At 74.9% G+C, this 23559-nt stretch carries 21 protein-coding genes; 7 read left to right on the top strand and 14 right to left on the bottom strand.

Going from position 1 to position 23559, the window contains the following annotated elements; all coding sequences use genetic code 11:
- Positions 1 to 78: 78 nt before the first annotated feature.
- Entirely contained in the window at positions 79 to 2271 is a 2193-nt protein-coding gene (locus BJP25_RS31980; protein WP_084793607.1) for a Stk1 family PASTA domain-containing Ser/Thr kinase, read from the top strand.
- Between the two features lie 93 nt (positions 2272 to 2364).
- Here the strand turns inward: BJP25_RS31980 and BJP25_RS02215 are convergent, their stop codons facing one another.
- On the bottom strand, positions 2365 to 3753 hold the full coding sequence (locus BJP25_RS02215; RefSeq protein ID WP_075973075.1) for a class II 3-deoxy-7-phosphoheptulonate synthase: 1389 nt from the start codon (positions 3751 to 3753) through the stop codon (positions 2365 to 2367).
- A 136-nt stretch (positions 3754 to 3889) separates the two neighbouring features.
- On the opposite strand from BJP25_RS02215, the gene BJP25_RS02210 reads away from it, so the two are divergent.
- Positions 3890 to 4909 carry a DUF2891 domain-containing protein gene (locus tag BJP25_RS02210; protein ID WP_075973074.1) on the top strand — a complete coding sequence of 340 codons (1020 nt, stop codon included), beginning with the start codon at positions 3890 to 3892 and terminating at the stop codon, positions 4907 to 4909.
- Here BJP25_RS02210 and BJP25_RS02205 read toward each other — a convergent pair.
- The 5 genes from BJP25_RS02205 to BJP25_RS02185 all read right to left on the bottom strand — a co-directional run bounded on the left by BJP25_RS02205 (position 4882) and on the right by BJP25_RS02185 (position 10846).
- Positions 4882 to 6915, bottom strand: a complete 2034-nt coding sequence (locus tag BJP25_RS02205) for an NACHT domain-containing protein (RefSeq protein WP_075973073.1) — start codon at positions 6913 to 6915, stop codon at positions 4882 to 4884. The genes BJP25_RS02210 and BJP25_RS02205 overlap by 28 nt on opposite strands.
- 77 nt (positions 6916 to 6992) lie before the next feature.
- Positions 6993 to 7823, bottom strand: a complete 831-nt coding sequence (locus BJP25_RS02200; RefSeq protein ID WP_075973072.1) for an aminoglycoside phosphotransferase family protein — start codon at positions 7821 to 7823, stop codon at positions 6993 to 6995.
- A 64-nt stretch (positions 7824 to 7887) separates the two neighbouring features.
- Positions 7888 to 9249 carry an amidase family protein gene (locus BJP25_RS02195; RefSeq protein ID WP_075973071.1) on the bottom strand — a complete coding sequence of 454 codons (1362 nt, stop codon included), beginning with the start codon at positions 9247 to 9249 and terminating at the stop codon, positions 7888 to 7890.
- A 43-nt stretch (positions 9250 to 9292) separates the two neighbouring features.
- Positions 9293 to 9766, bottom strand: a complete 474-nt coding sequence (locus BJP25_RS02190; RefSeq protein ID WP_198943312.1) for a TspO/MBR family protein — start codon at positions 9764 to 9766, stop codon at positions 9293 to 9295.
- Positions 9767 to 9820: 54 nt separating this feature from the next.
- Positions 9821 to 10846, bottom strand: a complete 1026-nt coding sequence (locus BJP25_RS02185) for a 6-phosphofructokinase (RefSeq protein WP_075973069.1) — start codon at positions 10844 to 10846, stop codon at positions 9821 to 9823.
- A gap of 365 nt (positions 10847 to 11211) precedes the next feature.
- Here BJP25_RS02185 and BJP25_RS02180 point away from each other — a divergent pair, with 365 nt between their 5' ends.
- Positions 11212 to 12339 carry a hypothetical protein gene (locus tag BJP25_RS02180; RefSeq protein ID WP_143218838.1) on the top strand — a complete coding sequence of 376 codons (1128 nt, stop codon included), beginning with the start codon at positions 11212 to 11214 and terminating at the stop codon, positions 12337 to 12339.
- Between the two features lie 151 nt (positions 12340 to 12490).
- A complete protein-coding gene (locus BJP25_RS02175) occupies positions 12491 to 13936 on the top strand; it encodes a PepSY-associated TM helix domain-containing protein (RefSeq protein WP_075973067.1) in 1446 nt (481 codons plus the stop codon).
- 158 nt (positions 13937 to 14094) lie between these two features.
- Here BJP25_RS02175 and BJP25_RS02170 read toward each other — a convergent pair whose 3' ends face one another.
- Positions 14095 to 14580, bottom strand: a complete 486-nt coding sequence (locus BJP25_RS02170) for a hypothetical protein (protein ID WP_075973066.1) — start codon at positions 14578 to 14580, stop codon at positions 14095 to 14097.
- Entirely contained in the window at positions 14577 to 15344 is a 768-nt protein-coding gene (locus BJP25_RS02165) for an alpha/beta hydrolase (protein ID WP_075973065.1), read from the bottom strand. Before BJP25_RS02165 ends, BJP25_RS02170 begins: the two co-directional genes overlap by 4 nt.
- 217 nt (positions 15345 to 15561) lie before the next feature.
- Between BJP25_RS02165 and BJP25_RS02160 the strand changes: the two genes are divergently transcribed.
- Entirely contained in the window at positions 15562 to 16299 is a 738-nt protein-coding gene (locus BJP25_RS02160) for a lysophospholipid acyltransferase family protein (protein ID WP_075973064.1), read from the top strand.
- Positions 16300 to 16312: 13 nt separating this feature from the next.
- The gene (locus BJP25_RS02155) at positions 16313 to 16816 is read left to right on the top strand and encodes a polyadenylate-specific 3'-exoribonuclease AS (RefSeq protein WP_075973063.1); all 504 of its coding nucleotides are present in this window, start codon (positions 16313 to 16315) and stop codon (positions 16814 to 16816) included.
- Positions 16817 to 17193: 377 nt separating this feature from the next.
- Here the strand turns inward: BJP25_RS02155 and BJP25_RS02150 are convergent, their stop codons facing one another.
- The 6 genes from BJP25_RS02150 to BJP25_RS02125 all read right to left on the bottom strand — a co-directional run bounded on the left by BJP25_RS02150 (position 17194) and on the right by BJP25_RS02125 (position 21589).
- Positions 17194 to 18138 carry an ROK family protein gene (locus tag BJP25_RS02150; protein WP_075973132.1) on the bottom strand — a complete coding sequence of 315 codons (945 nt, stop codon included), beginning with the start codon at positions 18136 to 18138 and terminating at the stop codon, positions 17194 to 17196.
- An 11-nt stretch (positions 18139 to 18149) separates the two neighbouring features.
- A complete protein-coding gene (locus BJP25_RS02145) occupies positions 18150 to 18515 on the bottom strand; it encodes a hypothetical protein (RefSeq protein ID WP_075973062.1) in 366 nt (121 codons plus the stop codon).
- Positions 18512 to 19669 (bottom strand): ArsA family ATPase, encoded by a 1158-nt coding sequence (locus tag BJP25_RS02140; protein WP_075973061.1) that lies wholly within the window; start codon positions 19667 to 19669, stop codon positions 18512 to 18514. The genes BJP25_RS02145 and BJP25_RS02140 overlap by 4 nt, the downstream gene beginning before the upstream one ends.
- A 5-nt stretch (positions 19670 to 19674) precedes the next feature.
- Complete coding sequence (locus BJP25_RS02135; RefSeq protein WP_075973060.1) at positions 19675 to 20112, bottom strand: SRPBCC family protein; 438 nt, start codon at positions 20110 to 20112, stop codon at positions 19675 to 19677.
- A gap of 65 nt (positions 20113 to 20177) precedes the next feature.
- Positions 20178 to 20981, bottom strand: a complete 804-nt coding sequence (locus BJP25_RS02130; protein ID WP_075973059.1) for a metallophosphoesterase family protein — start codon at positions 20979 to 20981, stop codon at positions 20178 to 20180.
- 227 nt (positions 20982 to 21208) lie between these two features.
- Positions 21209 to 21589 carry a polyketide cyclase / dehydrase and lipid transport gene (locus BJP25_RS02125; protein ID WP_075973058.1) on the bottom strand — a complete coding sequence of 127 codons (381 nt, stop codon included), beginning with the start codon at positions 21587 to 21589 and terminating at the stop codon, positions 21209 to 21211.
- 101 nt (positions 21590 to 21690) lie between these two features.
- Here BJP25_RS02125 and BJP25_RS02120 point away from each other — a divergent pair, with 101 nt between their 5' ends.
- Complete coding sequence (locus BJP25_RS02120; RefSeq protein WP_075973057.1) at positions 21691 to 23499, top strand: AMP-dependent synthetase/ligase; 1809 nt, start codon at positions 21691 to 21693, stop codon at positions 23497 to 23499.
- Positions 23500 to 23559: the final 60 nt, after the last annotated feature.

Genomic DNA, 23559 nt, shown 5'->3' with positions numbered 1-23559 from the left:
GGGCGCCGGTGCCCGGGTGGGTCACAGTTCCCCGGGGCCGGGCACGCGGGCGAGCAGGGCTCCGTACGATCGGGCACCGTGGAGGCGAAGGGGTCGGCGTTGATCGGGAGGCTGCTGGAGCAGCGCTACCGCGTGGACGCGCTGCTCGCGCACGGCGGGATGTCGTCGGTCTACCGGGGCTTGGACACCCGGCTGGACCGCCCGGTGGCGATCAAGGTCATGGACCCGCGGTTCGCCGCCGACCCGGCCTTCGTCGAGCGGTTCGAGCGGGAGGCGCGCTCGGCGGCCAAGATCCACCACCCGAATGTGGTGGCCGTGCACGACCAGGGCCTCGACGGCGACCACGTCTTCCTGGTGATGGAGCTGGTGCAGGGCGGCACGCTGCGCGACCTGCTGGCCGAGCGCGGGGCGCTGCCCGCCCCGCTGGCGGTGTCGATCATGGAGCCGGTGCTCTCGGCGCTGTCCGCGGCGCACCGGGCGGGCCTGATCCACCGCGACGTCAAGCCGGAGAACGTGCTCATCGGCACCGGCGGGGTCGTCAAGGTCGCCGACTTCGGCCTGGTCCGGGCCATCCACTCGCCCGGGACGACCAAGAGCAGCGTCATCCTCGGCACGGTGTCCTACCTGTCCCCCGAGCAGGTGACCACCGGCGCGGCCACCTCCCGGGGCGACGTCTACTCCTCGGGGATCCTGCTCTACGAGATGCTGACCGGCGCCGCCCCCTACCGCGGCGAGAACGCGCTGTCGGTGGCCTACCGGCACGTCAACGACGACGTCCCGGCGCCGAGCGGGTCCGCCCACGGGGTGCCGCCGCTGCTCGACGACCTGGTGGTGCGCTGCACCCGGCGCGACCCCGAGGCCCGCCCGGCCGACGGCGCCGGGTTCCTGGTGGAGCTCCAGCACGTGCGCACCGCGCTGAACCTCCCCAGGATGCGCGTGCCGGTGCCCACCCCGCTGCCCGTCGAGGAGCTGCCGGGGCCGGACGTGGGCACCGCCTCCGGCGTGCTGCCGGTGCAGGCGGACCCGGCGCAGGTGCACGACGGCCAGGACGCGGTGGAGACCGCCATCGTGCCCGCCACGCCGCCCGCCGGGGCGCCCGCGCAGTGGCCGACCGAAGACGTCGACCCGGAGGCCACCGTGCGCGTGCGCCCGGTGCCTGCCCCCGCGCCGCAGGGCGCCACCGTGGTGCGCCCGGTGGTGCCCGCGGGCTACAGCGCCGCGGGGCCGCAGGGCACCCGGGCCATGCTGCGCTCGGACTTGGAGCGGGTGGCCGAGCGCCAGCAGGCCACCCAGTACCCGCCGAGCGGTCCCCAGCCGCTGCCCCCGGCGGGGCCGCCGCCCCCGCAGACCGGCGCCCACCCCGCGCAGGCCCAGCCCCGGCGGCGCAGGCCGCGCTGGCTCGTCCCGGTGATCGCGGGCGTGCTGGCGGTGGCCGTGCTGGCGACTGGGATCTGGTGGTTCTCCGCGGGCCGCTACACCGACGTCCCCCGCCTGGTGGGGCAGCAGGCGTCGGCGGCGGAGCAGGCCGTGCGCGACGCGGGCCTGACCCCCAAGCTCACCTCCGTGCGGGACAACTCGGTGGAGGCGGGCCGGGTCATCTCCACCGACCCCGGCGAGGGCGCGGAGCTGCTGCGCGGCGACCAGGTGGAGATCGTGGTCTCCAAGGGCAAGCCCGTGGTCCCCGACATCACCCCCGGCACCTCCCCCGACCAGGCCGAGCAGACCCTGCGCGACGCCGAGCTCCAGCCCCAGCGCGACGACGGCAAGAACGCCTACGACGACAAGGTCGCCAAGGGCACCGTCATCCGGCTGGAGCCGCCCTCGGGCACCCAGGTCGACATCGGCCAGCGCGTCGTCGTCGTGCTGAGCAAGGGCCCCGCCCCCAAGCCCGTCCCCGACGTCCGCAACAAGACCAGGGACGAGGCCTACCAGCTGCTCACCTCGGCGGGCTTCCAGCCCTTCGACGCCCCGGCCGAGTTCTCCGACGCCGTGGACACCGGGCGGGTCATCAAGACCACCCCCGCCCAGGGCACCCAGGTGGAGGCCGACGGGGACAAGCGGGTCTACGTGACCCTGTCCAACGCGGTGACGGTGCCCGACCTGAACCAGAAGACGGTCGGGGAGGCGCGCGCCCTGCTCCAGCAGCTGGGCCTGTCGCTGAAGCTGCAACTGCCCTCCGGCGACAACGGCCGCATCTTCACCCAGAGCCCGGGCGCGGGCTCCCGGGTGGCCCAGGGCACGGAGATCACCGTCTTCGCCTTCTTCGGCTGAGCCCGCGGCCCGGGGCTCGGCCGGTGCCGGGCCCCGGACGCACCAGGGGCCGCCCCCGGGTGGGAGCGGCCCCTGGTCACGGCGCGGGGGGTACTACGAGCGCAGCATCTCCGCCACGAGGAACGCCAGCTCCAGCGACTGCTGGGTGTTCAGCCGCGGGTCGCACGCGGTCTCGTACCGACCGGCCAGGTCGGCGTCGGAGATCTCCTGCGCCCCGCCCAGGCACTCGGTCACGTCCTCGCCGGTCAGCTCGACGTGGATGCCGCCGGGGTGGGTGCCCAGCCTGCGGTGCACCTCGAAGAAGCCCTGGACCTCGTCGACGATGCGGTCGAAGTGGCGGGTCTTGTAGCCGGTGGAGGACTCGTGGGTGTTGCCGTGCATGGGGTCGCACTGCCAGATGACCTTGTGGCCGGAGGCCTCGACCTTCTCCACGATGGCGGGCAGGACGTCGCGGACCTTGCCGTTGCCCATGCGGGAGATGAGGGTGAGGCGGCCCGGCTCGTTGCGCGGGTCGAGGCGCTCGACGTACTCCACCGCCATCTCCGGGGTGGTGCTGGGGCCGATCTTGAGGCCGATGGGGTTCGACAGCAGCTCGGCGAAGGCGATGTGGGCGCCGTCGAGCTGGCGGGTGCGCTCGCCGATCCACAGGAAGTGCGAGGACAGGTTGTACAGCCGCGGGTCGGGCCCGGTGGTGTCCAGCCGCAGCAGGGCGCGCTCGTAGTCGAGCAGCAGGGCCTCGTGCGAGGCGAAGAACTCCACGGTGTGCAGCGAGCTGTCCTCGACGCCGCAGGCCTGCATGAAGCGCAGGCCGCGGTCGATCTCGGTGGCCAGCGCCTCGTAGCGCTCCCCAGCCGGGGAGTTCTTGACGAAGTCGCGGTTCCAGTCGTGGACCTTGGTCAGGTCGGCCATGCCCGCGCCGGTCAGCGCCCGCACCAGGTTCATCGCCGCGCCCGCGTTGGCGTAGGCGCGCAGCATCCGGCCCGGGTCGGGGACCCTGGCCTCGGGGGTGGCGACCAGCGAGTTGACGATGTCGCCGCGGTAGACCGGCAGGCCCAGGGCGTCGGTCTTGGCCGAGCGGGGCTTGGCGTACTGCCCGGCGATGCGGCCGACCTTGACCACCGGCATGCTGGCGCCGTAGGTGAGCACCACGGCCATCTGCAGCAGGGTGCGGATGTTGCCGCGGATGTGCGGCTCGGTGTTGTCGACGAAGGTCTCGGCGCAGTCGCCGCCCTGCAGCAGGAACGCTTCGCCGCGGGCGACCTCGGCCAGCCGCCGCTGGAGCTTGTCGATCTCGGCGGGCACGGTGATCGGGGGGACGCTCTCCAGCAGCGAGCGCACCGTGCGCACCTGCTCGGCGTCCGGCCACTCCGGCTGCTGGGCCGCGGGCCGGGCCAGGGCGTCGTCGAGTCGGGTGCGCAGCTCAGGAGGCAGCGGTGGCAGTTCGGGCAAGGTGTCCACCGGCACGTCCACGGTCCAGTTCACGCATCCAGGTTAGAAGGTGCGCGGGACCTGCCCGGAACCGGGACAGCTGTTCCACGATGTGGACGACGCGTCTGGTGCGTGGTACCGGGCGCCGGTACCGGCTGACTGTGCACTTTGCACAAGGCAGGATGCGCCAATGCCCGAGCTGACCCTGGACCCCACCACCGCCGACCGGTTGCTGGCCACCGCCACCGACAACCTCCGCCGCGAGTACCCGATCCACTGGATCCGCCTCGTCGAGTCCCCGGCCGACCTGATACCCCACCGCGAACTCCACCCGGTGTTCGCGGGCTCCTACGACTGGCACTCCTGCGTGCACCAGACGTGGCTCGCCGTCCGCATGCTGCGCCTGCACCCCGGGTCACCGTCCGCCGAGCGGGCCCGCGCCACCCTCGACGAGCTCATCACGGTGGCCAACGCCCAGACCGAGGCCGACTTCTTCCTCCGGCCCGAGGGCGCGCACTGGGAGCGCCCGTACGGCTGGGCGTGGCTGCTGGTGCTCGACTCGGAGCTGCGCACCTGGGACGGCGGCGCGCGCTGGGCGCAGACCCTGTGGCCGCTGGTGTCGGCGGTGCGCACCCGGTGGGTCGAGTGGTTGACCTCGGCGCGCAGACCCGTGCGGGTGGGCACGCACACCAACACCGCCTTCGCGCTGTGCCTGGCGCTCGACGCCGCCCGGGCCGTCGGCGACGAGGAGCTGGCCGCGGCCTGCGCCACCGCCGCCCACCGCTTCTACCTGCTCGACACCGACTACGGCGCCTACGAGCCGGACGCGGCGGACTTCCTCTCCCCCGGGCTCACCGAGGCCGACCTGATGCGCCGGGTGCTCTCGGCGCAGGAGTTCGAGGCCTGGTTCGACGCCTTCCTGCCCGACCTGACCCGCCCGCGCTGGGCCGTGCTGCGCACCCCGGTGGAGGTCGACGCGCCCGCCGACCCGCACGGCTCGCACCTGGCGGGCCTGGCGCTGTCGCGGGCCTGGTGCTGGGCGGGCATCGCGGCCGCGCTGGGGCCGGGGCACCGCTGCGCCGCCCTGGCCGCCGACGCCGCCGAGGCGCACCGGCAGACCGGGTGGCAGTACGTGTTCGGCTACGGCTACGCCGCCGAGCACTGGCTCGGCACCTTCGCCGCCTACCTGGCCGTCGGCGCCTTCGCCTGACCGGCGCGGGCCTGCGGGGCCCGCTCCGGCACCGCGCCGGGCGGCGGGCCGGGGGCACGCCGCCTGCTGGTGCGGATCGCGACCGCGGCCAGGGCGACGAGGACGAGCGCCGTGCCCGCGGACACCCAGGGACCGGCGTACGGCGCCGCCGCGACCACCGGCACCAGGAACGCCGCCAGGGGACCCGTCCGCGGCCGCCCGGCCATCGCGACCGCCTCCACCACCGAGGCCAGCACCACGAGCAGCACCAGCAGCAGCCCGAGCCAGTCGGCGCCCACCAGCAGCGCGCCGCCGACCGCCTCCCCCGCCGTCACCAGCGCCATCGCGGTGACCAGGGCGCGCAGGGGCCACCGGGCGCGGCGGCGGCGCGCGGCGGGCTCGACCTCCGGGGTGCCCAGCACCCGCGCGACCCGCTCGGCCACCTCCGGCGGCAGGTCGGGGACGGCGGCCAGGTGCTCCGCGGCCCGCTGGGCGAGGTCGTCGCGGTCGAGCAGGCCCACCAGCACCGGGACCGCGGAGGGGGTGGCGGCCAGCGCGTCGACCACCGGCAGCGGGTCGGGGCGGTCGAGGACGCCGAGCAGGGCGGGGACGGCCGCGTCGCCCATGGTGGCCAGGGTGGTGAGGTGGCGGCGGTCGGCCAGCAGCTTGGCCGCCCGGGGCAGGCCGGAGGCGGCGAGGGCGTGGCAGGCGGCCGGGTTGCCGCCCTGGGCCGCGGTGATGAGGAAGGCCAGGACGACCTGGCCGCGCGGGCGCGGGTCGGCGGCCAGGCCGCCCAGCGCGCGCAGCACCCGCGGGTCGGTGTCGGGGGCCAGGGTGGCGCGGAAGTGGTCGGTGATCCGGTCCGCGACGGCGATGTCGAGGGTCCTGGCCTCGGGCAGGCACTCCAGGGCGAGCACCGGGTCCAGGGCGAAGACGTCCTCGATCAGCGGGCCCGCCTGGGTGCCCACCGCCCCGCACCAGGACAGCACGGTGTCGCGGGTGCCGTCGGGGTCGGCCTTGTACCGCTCGACCAGCCCGTCGCGGTCGGCGCGCAGGCCCAGCGCCGCGAGGTGGTCGCGCAGGCCGGGGACGGCGAAGCCACCGCCGGGGGCGAGCAGGCCCGCGGCGTCGTCGTCCGGGGCGGGGCCGCCGAGCGCGTGTCCGATGAGGACGTCGAGGGTGGCACCGGGGTCGGGGCACTCGTCGAGCCTGGCCTTGAGCACGCGGGTGTAGAAGGCGGCGCGCGAGGTGGGCGCGGGTGCCTCGGGGTAGGCGGCGTAGAGGCTGAGCAGCAGCGGGGTGCGCACCAGCCGCAGCGCGCGCGGGTTGTCCCGCAGCGGTTTGAGCAGGTCGGGGTCCTTGATCCCGGCGCAGAAGCGGCGGATCTCGGCGTCGGTGAGCGGCGGCACGGCCGTGGTGGTGGCGCCGTCGAGGATCGGGGCGTCCGAGCGGCTGGCGACCACCAGCTTGCACCTCGGGTAGCGGGTGGCGAAGGCCCGGATGGACTGGACCACCCGCGGGCGCAGCTCGGCGGGCAGGTCGTCGTAGCCGTCGAGCAGGACGGTGAGGCCGCGCCCGGCCAGCGCCCGGCGCGCGAACGGGCCGGGGTTGGGGTGGCCGTCGGCGCCGAGCCGGGCGGTGATGTGCTCGCGCCAGGTCCGCTCGGGCGGCCCGGCGAGCGCGCCGAGGTCGAGCAGCACCGGCGCGGGCCCACCGGTCCAGGTGGCCAGGATCCGGCGCAGGTGGGTGGTCTTGCCCGCGCCGGGCGGGCCGGTGATGACCGTGTGCTGGTCGAGGGCGCGCACGTCGAGCGGGCCGACCGCGGGGTCGCGGGTGATCGGCGGCGGCAGGTAGGCGATCGCGGGGCGGGCGTAGGCGCGGTGCAGGGCGGCGCGGTAGGTGGTGAGGGCGCGGCTGGGCGTCAGGGACTTGGCCTTGTGCAGGTGCGGCTTGACCGCTTCCCACACGACCACCGCCGCCAGGGCTGCGAGCAGGTAGCCGGTGGGGGTGCCGAGATCGATGTGCACGGGGGCGAGTCAAGCGGCATCGCCGCCCGCGCGCCACGCGATCGCGACAAACGTAACGCCCCCGCCCCGGGGCGGGCTCAGCCGTCGCCGTAGGCCAGCAGGCCGTCGATGGGCAGGCCGCGGCGCAGGCGGCTGACCGCGATCACCGCCGCGGTCGCCCGGCACCAGCCGTCGAGCCGCTCGGGGTCGAGGTCGGAGGCGGCCAGCAGGGCGTCGCGGCGCTGCTCGACGCGGCCGCCGGGGGCGTCGAGGACGTAGTCGACGGCGTCGAACTCCGGCTCGCCGAGGACGGCCTTGGGGTCGATGGCCACGACGCCGCGGTCGGGGCCGCCGTCGACCAGGTTCGCCGCGTGCAGGTCGCCGTGCAGCAGCACCAGCGGCGCCTCCCGCGCCAGCAGCGCCACCCGCCGCTCGCGCGCCCTGGCCAGGTGGGCGGCGGTCACCGGGCCGGTCGGGGTGAACCGGGGGAAGTCCTCGTAGTCCTTGCTGCGCAGGTGCCTGCGCGCCACCGCGGCGGGGTCGTCGACGGCACCGTGCAGGTCGCGCAGCAGCGCGGCGAACCCCGCGGGCTCGGGCCAGGTGCCCTCGGTGCCGTCGACGTGCTCCATGAGCAGGGCGCCCTCGGCGCGGTCGGCGGCCAGCAGCCGGGGCACCCGGCCGGTGGGGCTCCATGCGGTGAGCACCTCGGCCTGCTCGGCGGCGAAGTCGACGTCCGGGGAGACCTTGAGCACGGCGGGCTCGCCACCGCGCAGCACCCGCAGGGTCACCGCGGAGTTGCCGTCGGCGAAGGCCTCCCCGACCTCCAGGTCCCAGCGCGCGGCGAGGCGGGCCAAGCGGGCGGGCAGCGCCTCGGTCCAGGCCAGGACCCCGTCACCGAAGCGGTTGCGCATGCGGGTGGCGACGTCCATCGGCTGCTCCTCGGTCGGCGGTGGCCGGGGCCAGTTGACCACACCACCGGCCGGTTGCGCCCGCCTATCGCGGCAGGTCGGGGTGTTCGTCAGCCCATGGGTGGGCCCGCTCGTACTGCGCGGCCAGCGACAGCAGCCTGCGCTCGGAGTGCTGCGGGCCGATGAGCTGGACCCCGGTGGGCATGCCCGCGGGCGTTCGGTCGACGGGCACGGCGGCCACCGGCATGCCGAGCACGTTCCAGGTCGGGAAGTACGACATCACCGGCAGGATGCCGAGCATGGTGGTGACCATGCCCCGGCCGTGCGTGGCCCCGACCGGCAGCGGTGTCCTCGTCCACGACGGCTGCAGGATGGCGTCGTAGCGGTCGAAGAACGGCGCGAGCCGGGCGTGCAGCCCCGCCTCGGCCGAGCGGGCCCAGTCCCGGACCCGGTCGGGGACGCGGCGGCCGACCGCGGCGATGCGGCGGGTGCGCGGCTCCAGCCACTCCGGGTGCGGCAGCTGGTCGACGTCGGCGGCCACGCCGCGGAAGTAGCGGACGACGAACTGCGGCGACGGGCGCGCGCCCAGCCCCGGGTCGTCCTCGACGACGGTGTGCCCGAGGGCGCGCAGCCGGTCGGCGGCGGTGGTCGCGGCGGCCCGCCAGGCGGCCTCCATCGGCGGCCTGCCGGTCGGGGCGCGCCAGACCAGGGCGATGCGCAGCGACCCGGGGTCGGCGTCCACGGCGGCCCGGTAGTCGCCGCCGCCCGCCATGCCGTCGAGCAGCAGGGCGGCGTCGGCCACCCGGCGCCCGAGCGGGCCGGTGACGCCCAGGCCCTCCCAGCCCTCGTCGAGGTCGAGCAGGCCGCGGGTGGTCTTGAGGCCGAAGATGCCGTTGGCCGCGGCGGGCAGCCGGATGGAACCGCCGCCGTCGCTGCCGGTGGCGGCGCCGACGATGCCCGCGGCGATGGCCGCGCCGGACCCGCCGGAGGAGCCCGCCGGGGTGCGCGCGGGGTCCCAGGGGTTGCGGGTGGCGCCGTAGGTCAGCGACTCGGTGAACGGCCACAGGCAGCGCTCGGGGGTCAGGGTGTGGCCGACGAGCACCGCGCCCGCCGCGCGCAGGTTGGCCACCACCGGGCTGTCGGCCGCGGCGGGCGGGAACTGCGGGCGCCCGCCCTTGGCCGTGGTGTCCCCGGTGACGTCCAGGTCGTCCTTGACCGCGACCGGGACGCCGAGCAGCGGGGCGTCCTCGCCCGCGTCGATCCGGCGCTGGGCGGCCGCGGCGGCCTCGCGGGCGGAGTCGGTGAACACCGTCCGGAAGGCGTTGAGCACCGGGTTCAGCGCGGCGGCCCGGTCCAGCACCGCTTCCAGCAGGTCAGGCGCGGTCACCTGCCGCTTGCGCAGCGCCTCGGCCTGGGCGTCGGCGCCCGCCCACAGCAGCTCGTCCATGGCCGGTGAACATAGTTCACCGCGCGCGGGTCGGGCCAGCCCCTCAGTTCAGCAGCGCCAGGCCCAGGTTGAGCGCGGTCGCGAACAGCACCCACGCCAGGTAGGGCACCAGCAGCCACGCCGCCACCGGGCGCACCCGGCGGGCGGCGGCGATCGTCCACACCACGGCGAGGTCCAGGGCGACGATGACGGCGAAGCCCAGCCACAGCTGCTCCAGGCCGAAGAACAGCGGCGACCAGGCGAGGTTGAGCACCAGCTGCACCGACCAGGCCACCAGGGCCGGGCGGTCGTGGCGCACCAGCCAGCCGGAGACGGCGATCAGCGCGTAGAGCACCGTCCAGACCGGGCCGAACAACCAGTTGGGCGGGGTGAACGACGGCTTGTCGGCCGTGGCGTACCACCCGTCGACATTGCCCGCCGTGGCGAGGGCGCCGAGCGCGGCGATCCCGAAGCACAGGACGAGGAACCCGACGAGCGCGGCCCAATCGCGCGGCCGGGGGGCGCGGAGGGTGGTCACGCCCCCAGTGGACCCCACCGGGGGCGTGACCGCACGGCGAACCGGGCAGACCGGTCAGCCGAAGAACACCTCCGCCTCGGCGTAGCGCTCGGCCGGGACGGTCTTCAGCTCGGCGGTGGCCTCGGCCAGCTTGACCCGGGTGATGTCGGTGCCGCGCAGCGCGACCATCACCCCGAAGTCGCCGTCGGCCACCGCGTCCACCGCGTGCAGGCCGAACCGGGTGGCCAGCACCCGGTCGTAGGCGGTGGGCACGCCGCCGCGCTGGGTGTGGCCGAGCACCACCGCGCGGGACTCCTTGCCGGTGCGCTCGGCGATCTCCTCGGCCAGCCAGGTGCCCACGCCGCCGAGGCGCACGTGGCCGAAGGCGTCCTTGTCACCGGTGAGCAGCACCTCCTCGCCGCCCTCGGGCAGCGCGCCCTCGGCCACGACGATGATCGGCGCGTACTCGCGCTCGAACCGGCGGGTGACCCACTCGACGACCTTGTCGACGCTGAAGTGCCGCTCCGGCACCAGGATCACGTTGGCCCCGCCCGCCAGGCCCGAGTGCAGCGCGATCCAACCGGCGTGCCTGCCCATCACCTCCACCACCAGCGCCCGGTGGTGGGACTCGGCGGTGGTGCGCAGCCGGTCGATGGCCTCGGTGGCGATGTGCACGGCGGTGTCGAAGCCGAAGGTGTAGTCGGTGGCGCCCAGGTCGTTGTCGATGGTCTTGGGCACGCCCACCACCGGGACGCCCTCGTCGGTCAGCCGCTTGGCCACCCCCAGGGTGTCCTCGCCGCCGATCGCGATCAGCGCGTCGACGCCCTGCTCGGCCAGCACCGCCCTGATCCGCTCGACGCCGCCGTCGACCTGGTAGGGGTTGGTGCGCGACGAGCCGAGGATGGTGCCGCCGCGGGTCAGGATGTCCTCGACGTCGTCGAGGCCCAGCGGCCGGGAGCGGCCCTCCAGCGGGCCCTGCCAGCCGTCGCGGAAGCCCACCACCTCCCAGCCCCGCACCTCGACGCCCTTGCGGACCACGGCCCGGATGACCGCGTTGAGGCCGGGGCAGTCGCCGCCGCCGGTGAGTACGCCCACTCGCACTTGGAGCCCACCTTCCACCGTCCCGGCAGTGATCGGCGTCACTGCCTCTCCCCGGCCACCCTGCCAGGGCTGAATCGGTGTAGCAACGCCCCCGGCCGGGTGGGCGGTCTGGGGGCGCCGTGCTCCCCGCGTTATGGAATCGCTGGCCGAACAGTGGCTGGAGTGAGTGGAAAATGATTTCTCTGACCAGTGGGTACAAGTGCGTACCTACCAGGTACAAGTTCGTACCCCAGCACAGGCCGGTGCACAGGGTTTGTGAGGTGAACGCAGACGTTCGGGCAGTTCCGGCCGCACTCTTGTGTGACATCGGCGTTGCTCGGTAATTTCCCGGAATGTAAGGCTTTTTCCGGGGAAAGGAGACTCTGGTGCGCCAGAGAAAATTCGGGCGGCGAAAGGGCGTGCTGGCGGTCCTGGCCGCTGTCGCGGTCGGCGCGTCGCTCATCGTGGCGTCGGGCAGCGCGGGTGCGGGCCAGAGCACCGCGGCGGTCGCCCCCGCGCCCGCCACCCAGCTGGCCTCCAACGGCCAGCCGGTCGCCAAGGAGATCAGCACCACCGGCGTCCCGGTCGGCGCGCGCAGGAACGCGGACGGCTCGACCACCACCAAGGTCAAGCTCGGCCCGTTCAACCTCGCGCCCATGCCCGCCGACGGCGACGACCACGAGCACCCGTCGTCGACCGGCGAGGTCGGCACCATGCACGGCCCGGACGACCCGGGCGGGCACCACGGCGCGATGACCCGCACCGTCGCGCTGATGCTGCCGCCGTGCACCAACTGCTTCATCACCGGCATCAAGCCGGACATGACCATGGCGGACGGGTCGCCCGCGAACTACGCCCAGGACGTCATGCTGCACCACACGGTCTTCTTCGACCGCTCGAAGTCCGACATCACCTGCCCCGGCGGGTGGCCGGGCATGGCCGGTCAGCGCATCTTCGCCTCGGGCAACGAGCGCACCGGTGGCACCCTGCCCGAGGGGTACGGCGTGAAGTTCGGCTTCATCCCGCTGACCTGGATGATGATCGAGCTCATGTCCATGAGCCACGAGCAGAAGTCCGTCACCGTGACCGTGGACCTGACCTGGAAGCCGGGCAACACCCCCGGCATGAAGGCGGTCACCCCGCTCTGGCTGGACGCCGACAACTGCGGCCTGTCCGAGCACGCGGTGCCCGAGGGCGAGTCGCACACCGGCTGGGACTGGAAGTCGACCGTCTCCGGCAACTTCGTCGGCGCGGGCGGCCACCAGCACGACGGCGGGTCCTGGATCAAGCTCTACAACAAGGACACCAACCAGGAGATCTGCACCTCGACCGCGGGCTACGACACCAAGCCCGAGTACCAGGGGCACGTGGAGTCGATGAGCACCTGCCTGTCCCCCAGCCTCGGCCGGGTCACCAAGGGCCAGACGCTCAGCCTCGACAGCTACTACCACACCCACATGGCCGACGAGCACGCCATGTCGATCATGGTCGCGTTCATCGACGAGAAGGGCTGATCCCAGCCCCCTGAGCACGTCCGGCGGTGACCGCCCCGCGGTCACCGCCACCCCAGCAGACGGCCCGGCGGCCACGCCCGACCCCCGCCGCCGGGCCGTCTGCTCGTCCGGGCACGTCCCGAGGAACCCCGTTGCGAGAAAGGGACGTGCGATGACCCGTGCGCGCTCCACGCGGACCGCGGTCCTGCTGCTCGCCCGCCGCGTGCACTACCTGGCCGGGATGGCCATCGCCCCCTTCGTCTTCCTGCTCGCCCTCACCGGCCTGTGCTACGCGTGCGCCCCGCAGCTGGGCGAGGCCCTCTACGCCACCGAGCTGTTCACCGAGGTCCCCGCCGACGGCGCCGCGCTGCCGGTGGACCGGCAGGTGCGCGCGGCGCTCGCCGCGCACCCGCAGGACGCCCTGCGCCAGGTCACCGTGTTCGACGACCCCGAGCGCACCACGCAGGTCGTCCTCGCCGACCGCGCGCTGCCGCAGGGTCAGGGCCTGGCGGTGCACGTGAACCCCTACACCGGCGTCCTCACCGGCGACTACCCCACCGCCGACGGCCGCGCCCCCGTGCAGACCTGGCTCGGCGCCATGCACACCAACCTGCACCTGGGGCAGGCGGGCAGGCTGTACGCGGAGTTCGCCGTCAGCTGGCTGCCCGCGGTGATGCTCTTCGGCGTGCTGCTCTGGGCCCTCGGGCCCAAGAAGCGCCGCCAGCGGCTCAGGACCAAGAACCCCAAGATCCGCATCCGGGCCTGGCACGGGCTCGTCGGCGTGGTCGTGGTCGTCGGCCTGGTCGTCATCAACTTCTCCGGCCTGACCCGCGCGCTCACCGCGGGCGACCGGGTGCAGGACGCGCTGGGCACCAGGCCCGCGCCCATCACCCACCCCGCCGTCCAGCCCGACGCGGCCGGGCCGACCACCCTCGACGCGATCGTCGCGGCCGCCCGCGCCGACGGCCTGACCGGCGACCTCACCCTGACCCCGCCGCGCACCTACGACGACCCGTTCACCGTCGCGGAGGTCTCCCCCGGGCTGCCCGTGCGCAAGGGCGTCGCGCTGGTCGACCAGTACCGGGGCACCGTCATCGGCAAGCAGACCTTCGCCGACTACCCCCTGCTCGGGCAGCTGCGGCTGCTCGCCGTCGCCGCCCACCACGGGTCGCTGTTCGGGGTGGTGAACCAACTGCTGCTGGTGTGCCTGGCGTGCGGGCTGGTGGCCGTGCTGTGGATGGGGTACCGGATGTGGCGGCAGCGCAAGCCCGCGCCCGCGCCGCCGAGGACGCTGGCGAAGCTGCCGAAGAAGGTGCTCGTGCCGCTGGTGGTGGTGAGCGGGGCGCTGGGGTGGTTGCTGCCGGTGTTCGGGGTGACGCTGGTGGCGTTCCTGCTCTGGGACGCGGTGGGGCAGGCGCTGCGGAAGTCGCAGGCGGCGAAACCGCAGCCGAAGCGGTTGCGGAGTGGTGGTGGCGGCGGTGGGGTCGTGGTGGGTGTGGTGGGGGTTTCGCGGGGGCGGCACCTGCCTGCTGGGGGTGGGGTGGCGGGGCGGCGGCGGGTGGCCGTGGGGGGTGCTGCTGGGGGTGCTTCCGCTGAGCGGGAGAGGGCTTCTGTGTGAAGCGAATGGCCGCTGCGACGGGGGACGGGGTGGATTTTGTGTGATCTGCTTGCGCAGATCGAAAGAAGCGGGATTTTGTTGGCGTGCCCGGGTGGGTGGTCGGGTGCTCGGAGTAGGCGGGGGTTGTGTGTGGGAGCGGCGGTGTGGCGAGGGGGGAGTTAGACCTGTGCGCCGTTGTCGTCGTCGGGGCGGGGGTGGCGGCGAGTGGTGAGGAGGAGGGTGCCGATGCCCACGGCCAGCAGGGCGATGCCGACGGGGGTCCAGATGGTGGACAGGACCGTGGAGGACAGGACGAGGAGGGCGATGCCCGCGGTGATGGTCAGCAGGGCGGTGATGGTGATGGGGCGCAGGCGGGGCAGGGGTGGGGGCTCGGGGGGTTCGTAGTGCTCGTCCTCGTTGTCGTTGTTCCAGTCGATCTCGGTGTCGTGGGCTCGCCAGGTGGAGGCGGGGGGTTTGGGCTGGGGGGAGGGTGCGGGGGGCTTGGGCTGGGCGGGGGGTTGGTCGTCGGCGGTGTCGGCGCGGTCTCGGGTCACCTCGGCCTCGGTGGGGAGGGGGAGGCCGACGCCTTCGCGGCGGAGGTCGGCGACGATCTGGGCGAAGGCGGCCTCGACGTCCTCGGGGCCGTCGCCGGGGCGGGGGGTCATGCGCGGTCCCGGGTGCGCTCGGCGGTGACTCGGTGGATGAATTCGGCGCTGCGGTCGTGGATCAGCGGGGCGTCGTGGTCGAGGGTGGCCACGTGGTAGCTGTGCTCCAGGACGACCTCGGTGGCGTCGGTGCTGCCGACCTCGGCCAGGATCACCGCGGCGTTCTCCGGCTCGACCACGTGGTCGACGGCCGAGTGCAGCAGGAGCAGGGGTTGGGTGACCTTCGGCAGGTCCGCCCGCACCGCGGCCCAGAGCCGGGTGAGGCTGGCCAGGGCGCGCAGCGGGGTGCGCGGGTAGGCGTGCTCGCTGACACCGGGCTTGGCGATGTCGTCGCTGATGGGGGCCACCGAGGCCACCACCTTCGACAGCAGCGGCACGAACCTGATGTCCTTGCGCAGCGACATCACCGACGGGTTGACCAGCACCAGGCCCGCCAGGTCCTGGCGCTGCTGGGCCAGCCGCAGGGCCAGCGCGCCGCCCATGGACAGGCCGCAGGCGAAGACGACGTCGCAGCGGGCGGCCAGCTCGTCGTGCGCGCGCTCCAGTTCGCCGTACCACTGCGGCCACGTGGTGCGGTTCATCTCGCGCCAGTCGGTGCCGTGGCCGGGCAGCAGCGGCACCCGCACGCTGCACCCCTGGGCCACCAGGTGCTCGGCCCACGGGCGCACGCTGAACGGCGACCCGGTGAACCCGTGGCTGAGGACGACCCCGACCTCGGAAGACCCGTCGTGGGCGAAGCCCTCCGCGCCTGCGACTGCGGGCACCCCCGCCTCCTATGATCAGCGTGCGAGCACGGTCCTGGGGCCATCGTCGCACGGATCGGCGCGGTCGCGGACCCCCGCCTCCGCGCATCTGCCCGGCGGCGCCCGGCGTTACGTGTTCCACGTGGCGTTGTCCCGCGTGCCGCGGGTTCGTAAGGTCGACAGGGCGCCACCGAGCGAGGACGCGCACCAGGGCGCGGACGAGGGAAACGGAGACCCGTTGCTGTACTGGTGGATGAAGCACGTGCTGCTCGGCCCGCTGCTGCGCCTGTTCTTCCGGCCCAGGATCGAGGGCGCCGAGCACATCCCGGCCGAGGGCGGTGTGCTGCTCGCCAGCAACCACCTGGCGGTGTCCGACTCGTTCTTCCTCCCGCTGATGGTGGACCGGCGGGTCACCTTCCCCGCCAAGATGGAGTACTTCACCGAGGGCGGGCTCAAGGGCGCGTTCAAGCGCTGGTTCTTCACCGGCATGGGCCAGATCCCCATCGACCGCTCCGGCGGGTCGGCCGCGCAGGCCGCGCTCGACACCGGCGTGCGGCTGCTGCGCGAGGGCCGGGTGATGGGCATCTACCCCGAGGGCACCCGCTCCCCCGACGGCCGCCTGTACAAGGGCAAGACCGGGGTCGCGCGGATCGCGCTGGAGGCCGGGGTGCCGGTGGTGCCGGTGGCCATGTTCGGCACCGACAAGGCCAACCCCATCGGCTCGAAGATGTGGCGGCCGCACCCCATCCGGATCAAGGTCGGCCCGCCGCTGGACTTCTCCCGCTACGAGGGCATGGAGGGCGACCGGTTCGTCGAGCGCTCGATCACCGACGAGGTGATGTACGCGCTGATGGAGCTCTCCGGCCAGGAGTACGTCGACGTCTACGCGGCCAAGGCCAAGGAGGCGGCCACCCCGCTGCCCGCGCCGCGCTCCGGCCGCGACGCCGACCGCGTCCCGGAGTCCGAGGCGAGCTGACTAGGCTGGTCGGATGCGGTTCTTCTACGACACCGAGTTCATCGAGGACGGCCTGACGATCGACCTGGTCTCCATCGGTGTCGTCGCCGAGGACGGCCGCGAGTTCTACGCGGTGTCCACCGAGTTCGACCCGGCCAAGGCGGGGTCGTGGGTGCGCGCGAACGTGCTCGACAAGCTGCCCCCGCCCGCCGACAAGTCCTGGATGTCGCGCGAGCGCATCCGCGCTGAGCTCTTCGAGTTCCTCACCGGGGGCAACCACGGCGGTGCCAAGGTCGAGCTGTGGGCCTGGTTCGGCGCCTACGACCACGTGGTGATCGGCCAGCTCTGGGGGGCGATGCCCGCCCTGCCCCGGGCGCTGCCGCGGTTCACCAGGGACCTGCGCCAGCGCTGGGAGGACGTGGGCAGGCCCGCGCTGCCCCCGCCGCCCACCGACGCCCACGACGCCCTCGCCGACGCCCGGCACAACCTCACCCGCTGGCGCGTGATCGACGAGATCTGGCGCCGCAAAATGGGCTAGTTCTATTCCTCCCGCCACCCACCCCCTCGTCCCCGCCCGGCACCGTCCCCGACCTGGCACCACGGCCGCCGGAAGGGCGGTCGGCAGCAACACGGCGCCAACCCCCACCACCGGGCCTCCGCGTCCCCACCCGGCACCGTCCCCGACCTGGCACCACGGCCGCCGGAAGGGCGGTCGGCAGCAACACGGCGCCAACCACCACCACAGGGCCCCTCGTCCCCGACCTGGCACCACGACCGCAGGGCTGCGCGCACTGACTGGAACGGCGGTGCCAACTCCGCGAGCCCTTTCGCGCCTGGCGTGACAACTCGTGAGCAGCTGTCCGGGGAGAACTGCGGTGTGCAGGGGAACTGCGGTGTGTTCGGCACCGGGGTTCGTCACGCGGTGCTGAGGCCACGGGTGGGGTGGGCGGCGAGGGCGGCGGCGCCGATGATGCCCGCGTTGTCGCGGTGGTGGGCCGGGCGCAGCCGCAGCGGCGGCCGGTGGCCCGCGCCGGTGAGCAGGCCGTGGAACTGCTCGCGCGCGTCGTCGAGGAACAGCGGCGCCGCCTCCGACAGCCCGCCGCCGATGGCCACGACCTCGGGGTCGTAGGCGTCGGCGATCAGCGACAACCCGGTCGCCAGCCAGCGCGCGAACTCCGCCATGGCCGCCACCGCCAGCGGGTCGCCCTCGCGCGCGGCGGCGGACACGGTGCGGCCGGTGAGCGAGCCGGGGTTGCGCTGCTCCTCGCGGGCCAGCGGTGACCCGCGGGCGACGCGGGTGGCCAGCAGGTCGGTCGCCGTCGCGGCCAGGGCGGTCCCGCTGCAGTAGCGCTCCCAGCACCCCCGCTTGCCGCAGGGGCACGGTCGGCCGCCGGGCTCCAGGGTGAGGTGGCCCAGTTCGGGGGCCACGCCGTGCGCGCCCCGGTAGAGCCGCCCGTCGACGACCAGGGCGGCGCCGATGCCGGTGCCGATGGCCAGCAGCAGGCCGGTGCCCACGCCCTTGAGCGCGCCGAAGCGGTGCTCAGCCCAGCCCGCGGCGTTGGCGTCGTGCTCCAGCACCACCGGCAGGCCCAGCCGGGCCTCGACCCTGGCCGCCACCGGGGCGTCGCGCCAGGCCAGGTGCGGGGCGAACATCACCGTGCGCCGGTCGTTGGCGATGAAGCCCGCCACGGCCAGCCCGACGGCGGTGGCGCGGTGGCGGGCGGTCAGCTCCGAGACCACCGCGCAGATCGCGTCCTCCAGGGCCCGCTCGGTGGGCGGGGTGCTGCCGCGGGCGGTGTCGAGGACCTCGCCGCGGGCGTCGACGACCCCCGCGCGGACGCTGGTGCCGCCCACGTCCACGCCGATCGTGCTCACCTGCGGCGGACCGGGATGCGCTGGACCCTCGGGTTCTCGGTGGGGGCGGGCGGGTCGGGGCGGAAGCCGGGCATGTGCGGCTCGCCGGGCTCCCAGCGGTCGGCCAGGACCGCGCGCAGCAGCGCCACCACGTCGGCCAGCCGCTCCAGGGCGCCCGCGGCCATCGGGTTCGGCTCGCCGCGCAGCAGGGCGATGAACGCGCACACCGGGCAGGACGCGCACACCCCGCCGGGGGCGGCGTGCTCGTCGTGCTCGCTGACCGCCACCCGGTCCAGCCAGGGCCCGGCCCGCTCGGCCACGGCGGACAGCAGCAGGGCCAGCTCGTCGGCCAGCCTGCTGCCGGGGTCGGCTCCAGCGCTCACGCGGACTCCTCCTCGGCGAAGCGCACCACCAGGCCCGCGGCGTCGGCCTCGGCGTCGACCACCGCCCGCCGGTGCAGCAGTGGCGGCAGCGCGACGAGCCTGCGCGTGCCGTCCACGGTGACCGCCAGGTCGTCGCCGATCCTGGCCAGGTCGAGCGCGGCGCCGTCGGTGAGCGGCAGCGCGATGGTGAGCAGCACGTGGTCGCCGTCGGCGGCCACCGACAGCAGCGGGGCGCCGGGGGCGGCGCCGACGGCCAGCGGGTCCCGCTCGCCGTAGAGGTCGTCGGCCAGGGCGAGCAGGGCGGCGGGCCCGATCGGCTCGGTGGCCAGGTGCTCCACCCGGTGCACCGGCAGCGGGGTCGAGGCGGCCAGCTCGGCCAGCACCCCGTCCTGCTCGGCGCGGCGCACCCGCAGCCAGGACGCCGCCGGACCGCGCCAGCGGCTCGCCCTGGGGACCAGCCGGTTGGCCACCAGCGCGTCGACGTGCACCCCGCGCAGGGCCAGCGCGCCGAGGGTGCGGCGGGTCTCGGCGACCACCAGCCGCTCCGGGGTGAGCACGAGCCGCACCGAGGTCACCGCGGGGTCGGTGAGCAGCGCGCGCAGCCCGGACAGGTGCTCGGCCAGGGTCCGCAGCGACCCGGCGACCGCGCGCACCTCGCCCCCGGCGAGCACCCCGGCCACACCGCCGAAGGCCCGGTCGAGGTAGCCGGAGACGGCCTCGGGCAGCGAGAGCAGGCGCAGCGTCTCGGCGGTGGGGCCGCAGTCGACGACCACGACCTCCCAGGGGCCCTCGGCGGCGAGCCTGGCGACCTCGGTGAGCGCCAGCAGCTCGTCGACGCCGGGCAGCACGGTCAGCTCCTCGGCGTCGAGGGCGTCGAGGCCGGTGCGGTCGAGCACCCAGCGCAGCGCCGCGCGCAGGGTGGGCCAGGAGCGGTCGGCGAGCACCCTGGCGTCGACGTGCGCGGCGTGCAGCGCGTGGTCCACTTCGGACGGTTCGGGGCCGAGCGGGGTGGCGTAGGCGTCGGCCAGCGAGTGCGCCGGGTCGGTGGACACGACCAGGGTCTTGGTGCCCCGGGCGGCCAGCCGGGCCGCGGTCGCCGCCGCCAGGGTCGTCTTGCCGACCCCGCCCTTGCCGGTGAACAGGAGGATGCGCACGGGGCTCAGCGCGACTCGACGCGCCGCTTGAGCTCCTTGAGCGCGGTGTCCATGATCATCTTCTCCGCCTTGCGCCGGAACAGGCCGATCATCGGCACCGCCAGCTGCACCGACAGGGTGTAGACCACCTCGGTCTTGCCCCCGGTCTCGCGCAGCGCGTAGCGGCCCTTCTGCGCCTTCTGCATCTGGCCCTTGACCAGGGTCCAGTCGACGGCCAGCCCGTCGGGCGACCAGTCGTAGGCGAGGGTGTACTCGTCCTTGAACGGCCCGGCGTCGAGGGCGAACGCGACCTCCTGCGCCCTGCCGTCGGCTCCGGTGGACTGCACCTGGGCGCTCTTGACCGCCCCCGCCCACTCCGGGTACGCCCCGAAGTCCGCGATCACCGCCATGATCGCCTCGGCGGGGGCGTCGACCACGATGGACTGTGTGGACTCATCGGCCATGGCTGAGGAGGTTACCCGCTCCACCCGCTCGGCACCGGGGGCCTGCCGCGCGGGTGCCGCCGTGCTCACCAGCGCAACACGTACGCGCGCTCGGTGCGCTGGAAGTGCCCCACGTTGACGCACTCCGTGCGGCCGAAGCGCAGCCGGGGTGCCAGCGGCTGGTGCACGTGCCCGAACAGCGACCACCGCGGCCGCTGCTCGCGGATGAGCCCGACCAGCGCCGCCGAGCCCAGCTCCGCCCGCCGGGCCACCACGTCGTAGACCAGTTCGGGCAGGTCCGGCGGCACGTGCGTGCACAGCACCTCGACCCCGGTCAGCCCGGCCACCCCGGCGGCGAAGTCCTCCGGCGTGCGCAGGTAGGGGCGGAACGCCGACCCCCGCCGCGGGGTGATGCCCTCGGGCAGCACGGTGCCGCCGACGAAGCCGAACCGCAGCCCGCCGATCTCGGTGGTGGCGCCGTCGAGCACGGTCAGCCCCTCGCGGGCGAACCCGGCCCACAGGTCGGGCGTGTCGACGTTGCCGGGGGTGGCGTAGGTGGGGGTGGGCAGCACCGCGAACAGGCGGGCGTACTGCTCCAGGACGGCTTCCTCGACCAGCGCGCGCGGGTCGTCCAGCTGCGACCACAGCTCGCGGATGTAGCCGGAGGCGCGCACGTGCGAGCGCTCCCGGCGCAGCCGCGCGTAGACGCCCACCTTCTCCGGGCCGAAGACGCGGCCCATGATCCCGCCGCCGTGGTCGTGGTAGTCGACGAAGTCGATCAGGTCGCCCAGCACGACGAGCGCGTCGGCGCCGTCGCCCGCGCGGGCCAGGGCCTCGGCGTTGCCGTGGACGTCGGACACGACGTGCACCCGGTGCCCGCTGCCTGCCACCGACCCTCGCCCTCTCCCGCCCGCCGCGCACCGGCGGGTCGCCCCCAACCAGCCTAGAGCGTTTCACGAAGTGGGGCGGCGTCAGCTCGTGTGTCGTCGTGCCGCGTGGCCTGGGGCGGGGCAGGCGGCCGTGGTGGCAGGTGGGGGACGGTGCCGGGTGGGGACGCGGGGGTGGGTGGCGGGTTGGTGAAACACAGCCGCGCCACAGGCGGGTGCGGGGACCCTCGCTACTCGGCGGTCGGGGGGATGCCGGGGGCGCGGCCGTCCTCCAGGACGGCCTTGAGGCGCAGGGCCAGCGCCTTGGCCGCCAGCTGCCGGGAGCGGCGCAGCTTCTCCACCGCCTTGGCGGGCAGCGGCTCGGCCGGGTCGGCGCGCAGGAAGTAGTGCACCAGGGTGCCGTCGAGCACCGGCTCCAGCCAGACCTCCATGGTGCCGGTGAGCGCGCCGGTCACCGTCCAGCGGACGCCCTCCAGGCCGCGGTCGGCGTAGGCGTGCAGGCGCAGGTCCGGCCAGTAGCGCTGCCAGGCGGCCGGGTCGGCGAACGCGGCGGCCGCGGTGGCGGGGGGCACGGCGAGGAAGGTCTCGTCCACGACGTCGACTGCGGGCACCCGGCCAGCTTCGCACGGGGCGTGGTACCCGGCGCCGCCGCCCTGCTCTAGGTTGGGACCGGGGGTCACCGGGAGAGCGCACAGCGTGTCGGGAGGTCGGCGTGTCCCAGTTCAGCGGCGCGGCCGGGGTGCCGGTCGAGGCCCGGGAGAGCCTGGTCGACGTGGTCTGGGCCAACGCGGAGCGGTTCGCCGACGCGATCGGGTTCCGCAGGCGGGTGGCGGGCACGTGGGTCGACGTGACGACCAAGGACTTCGCCGCGCAGGTGCTCGCGTTGGCCAAGGGGTTCGCCGCCGCGGGGCTGGCGCCCGGCGACCGGGTGGCCGTGCTGTCGCGGGTGCGCTGGGAGTGGACGCTGGTCGACCTCGCCGCGTGGGCCGCGGGGTGCGTGGTGGTGCCGGTGCCCGAGACGGCCTCGGCCGAGCAGGTGGCCTGGCAGCTGCGCGACTGCGGTGCGCGGGCGGTGGTGGTCGAGGACGACGCGCACCGCGCGCTCGTCGAGGGCGTGGTGGACCGGCTCGCCGACGTCACCCGGGTGTGGCGGGTCGACCCGGGGCCCGCGACCGGCGACGGCGACGCGGCCCCCGCGCTGGACGAGCTGGTGGCGCTGGGCGCGGGGGTGCCCGACGCCGAGGTGCACCGGCGCAGGCTCGCCGTGGGCGCCGACGACCTGGCGACCCTGGTCTACACGGCGGGCACCACCGGGCGCCCGCGCGGGGTCGAGCTGACCCACGGCGCGCTGCTGGCCAGGGTGCGCGGGCTGGTCGCGGCGTTCCCCGAGCTGCTGGTGCCGGGCAACTCCATGCTCCAGTCGATGTCGCAGGCCCGGCTGTTCGCCAGGGTGCTCACCCTGGCCTGCGTGCACACCAGGACGACGCTGGGGCACCTGGCCGACAGCGGCGACCTCGCCTCGGACCTGGCGACCTTCCGCCCGACCTTCGTCGCCGCCGGGCCCAGGGTGTTCGAGCGGGTGCGCGCCACCGCCCGGCGGCGGGCCGCCGAGCGCGGCCGGGGCGCGCTGTTCGACCTGGCCGAGGGCGTGGCCGTGCGGCACAGCGAGGCGCTGGCCACCGGCGGCGTGCCGCCGCTGCTGAGCGCGCAGAAGCTGCTCGCGCGCAGGTTGCTGGGCCGGGAGCTGCACGCGGTGCTGGGCGGGCGGTGCCAGGCGGCGCTGAGCTGCGGCGGTGCGCTCGACGCCCGGCTGGCGCACTTCTTCCGCGGCGCGGGCATCCCCGTGCACGCCGGGTACGGGCTCACCGAGGCCTCCTCGATCGCCTGCGCCACCACCGCCGCCGCGTTCCGGGCGGGCACCGCGGGGCGCCCGCTGCCCGGGGTGCGGGTGCGCGTGGACGAGACGGGCGAGGTGCTGCTGGGCGGCGACGGCCTCTTCCGCAGGTACTGGCGCGACCCGGCCGCCACCGCCGAGGCGCTGGTGGACGGCTGGTTGCGCACCGGCGACCTGGGGTCCCTCGACCCGGACGGCTACCTGCGGATCACCGGCAGGCTGCGAGACACGATCACCACCGCCGACGGCCGCGAGCTGGCGCCCTCGGCGCTGGAGGACCGGGTGCGCCGCGACCCGCTGGTCTCGCAGTGCGTGGTGGTCGGCGACGGGATGCCGCACCTGGGCGCGCTCATCACCGTCGCCGAGGACGCGCTGGCGGAGTGGGCGGCGCGCGCGGGCAAGCGCTCGGTGGACGTCGCGACCGACCCGGACCTGCGCGCGGCGCTGCGGCGCACGGTCGACGCGGCGAACCGCACCGTGCCCAGGGCGGCGGGCATCGCGGCGTTCGCGGTGCTGGCCACCGACTTCTCCGAGGCCGCGGGCGAGCTGACCCCGGCGGGCACCCCGCGCCGCGAGGCGATCCTGAAGTCCCGGGCCGACGAGGTGGCCGGGCTCTTCCCCGGCTGAGCGCACCCCGCGCCGAGCGCATCTGTGCACCCCGTGTTGACCGGGCGTGCAGCGGTGCTG

This window comes from Actinokineospora bangkokensis (genome assembly GCF_001940455.1).
GTDB lineage: Bacteria > Actinomycetota > Actinomycetes > Mycobacteriales > Pseudonocardiaceae > Actinokineospora > Actinokineospora bangkokensis.
The sequence above is the reverse complement of the archived record's forward strand: the minus strand, read 5'-3'. Positions and strand labels throughout refer to the sequence as shown.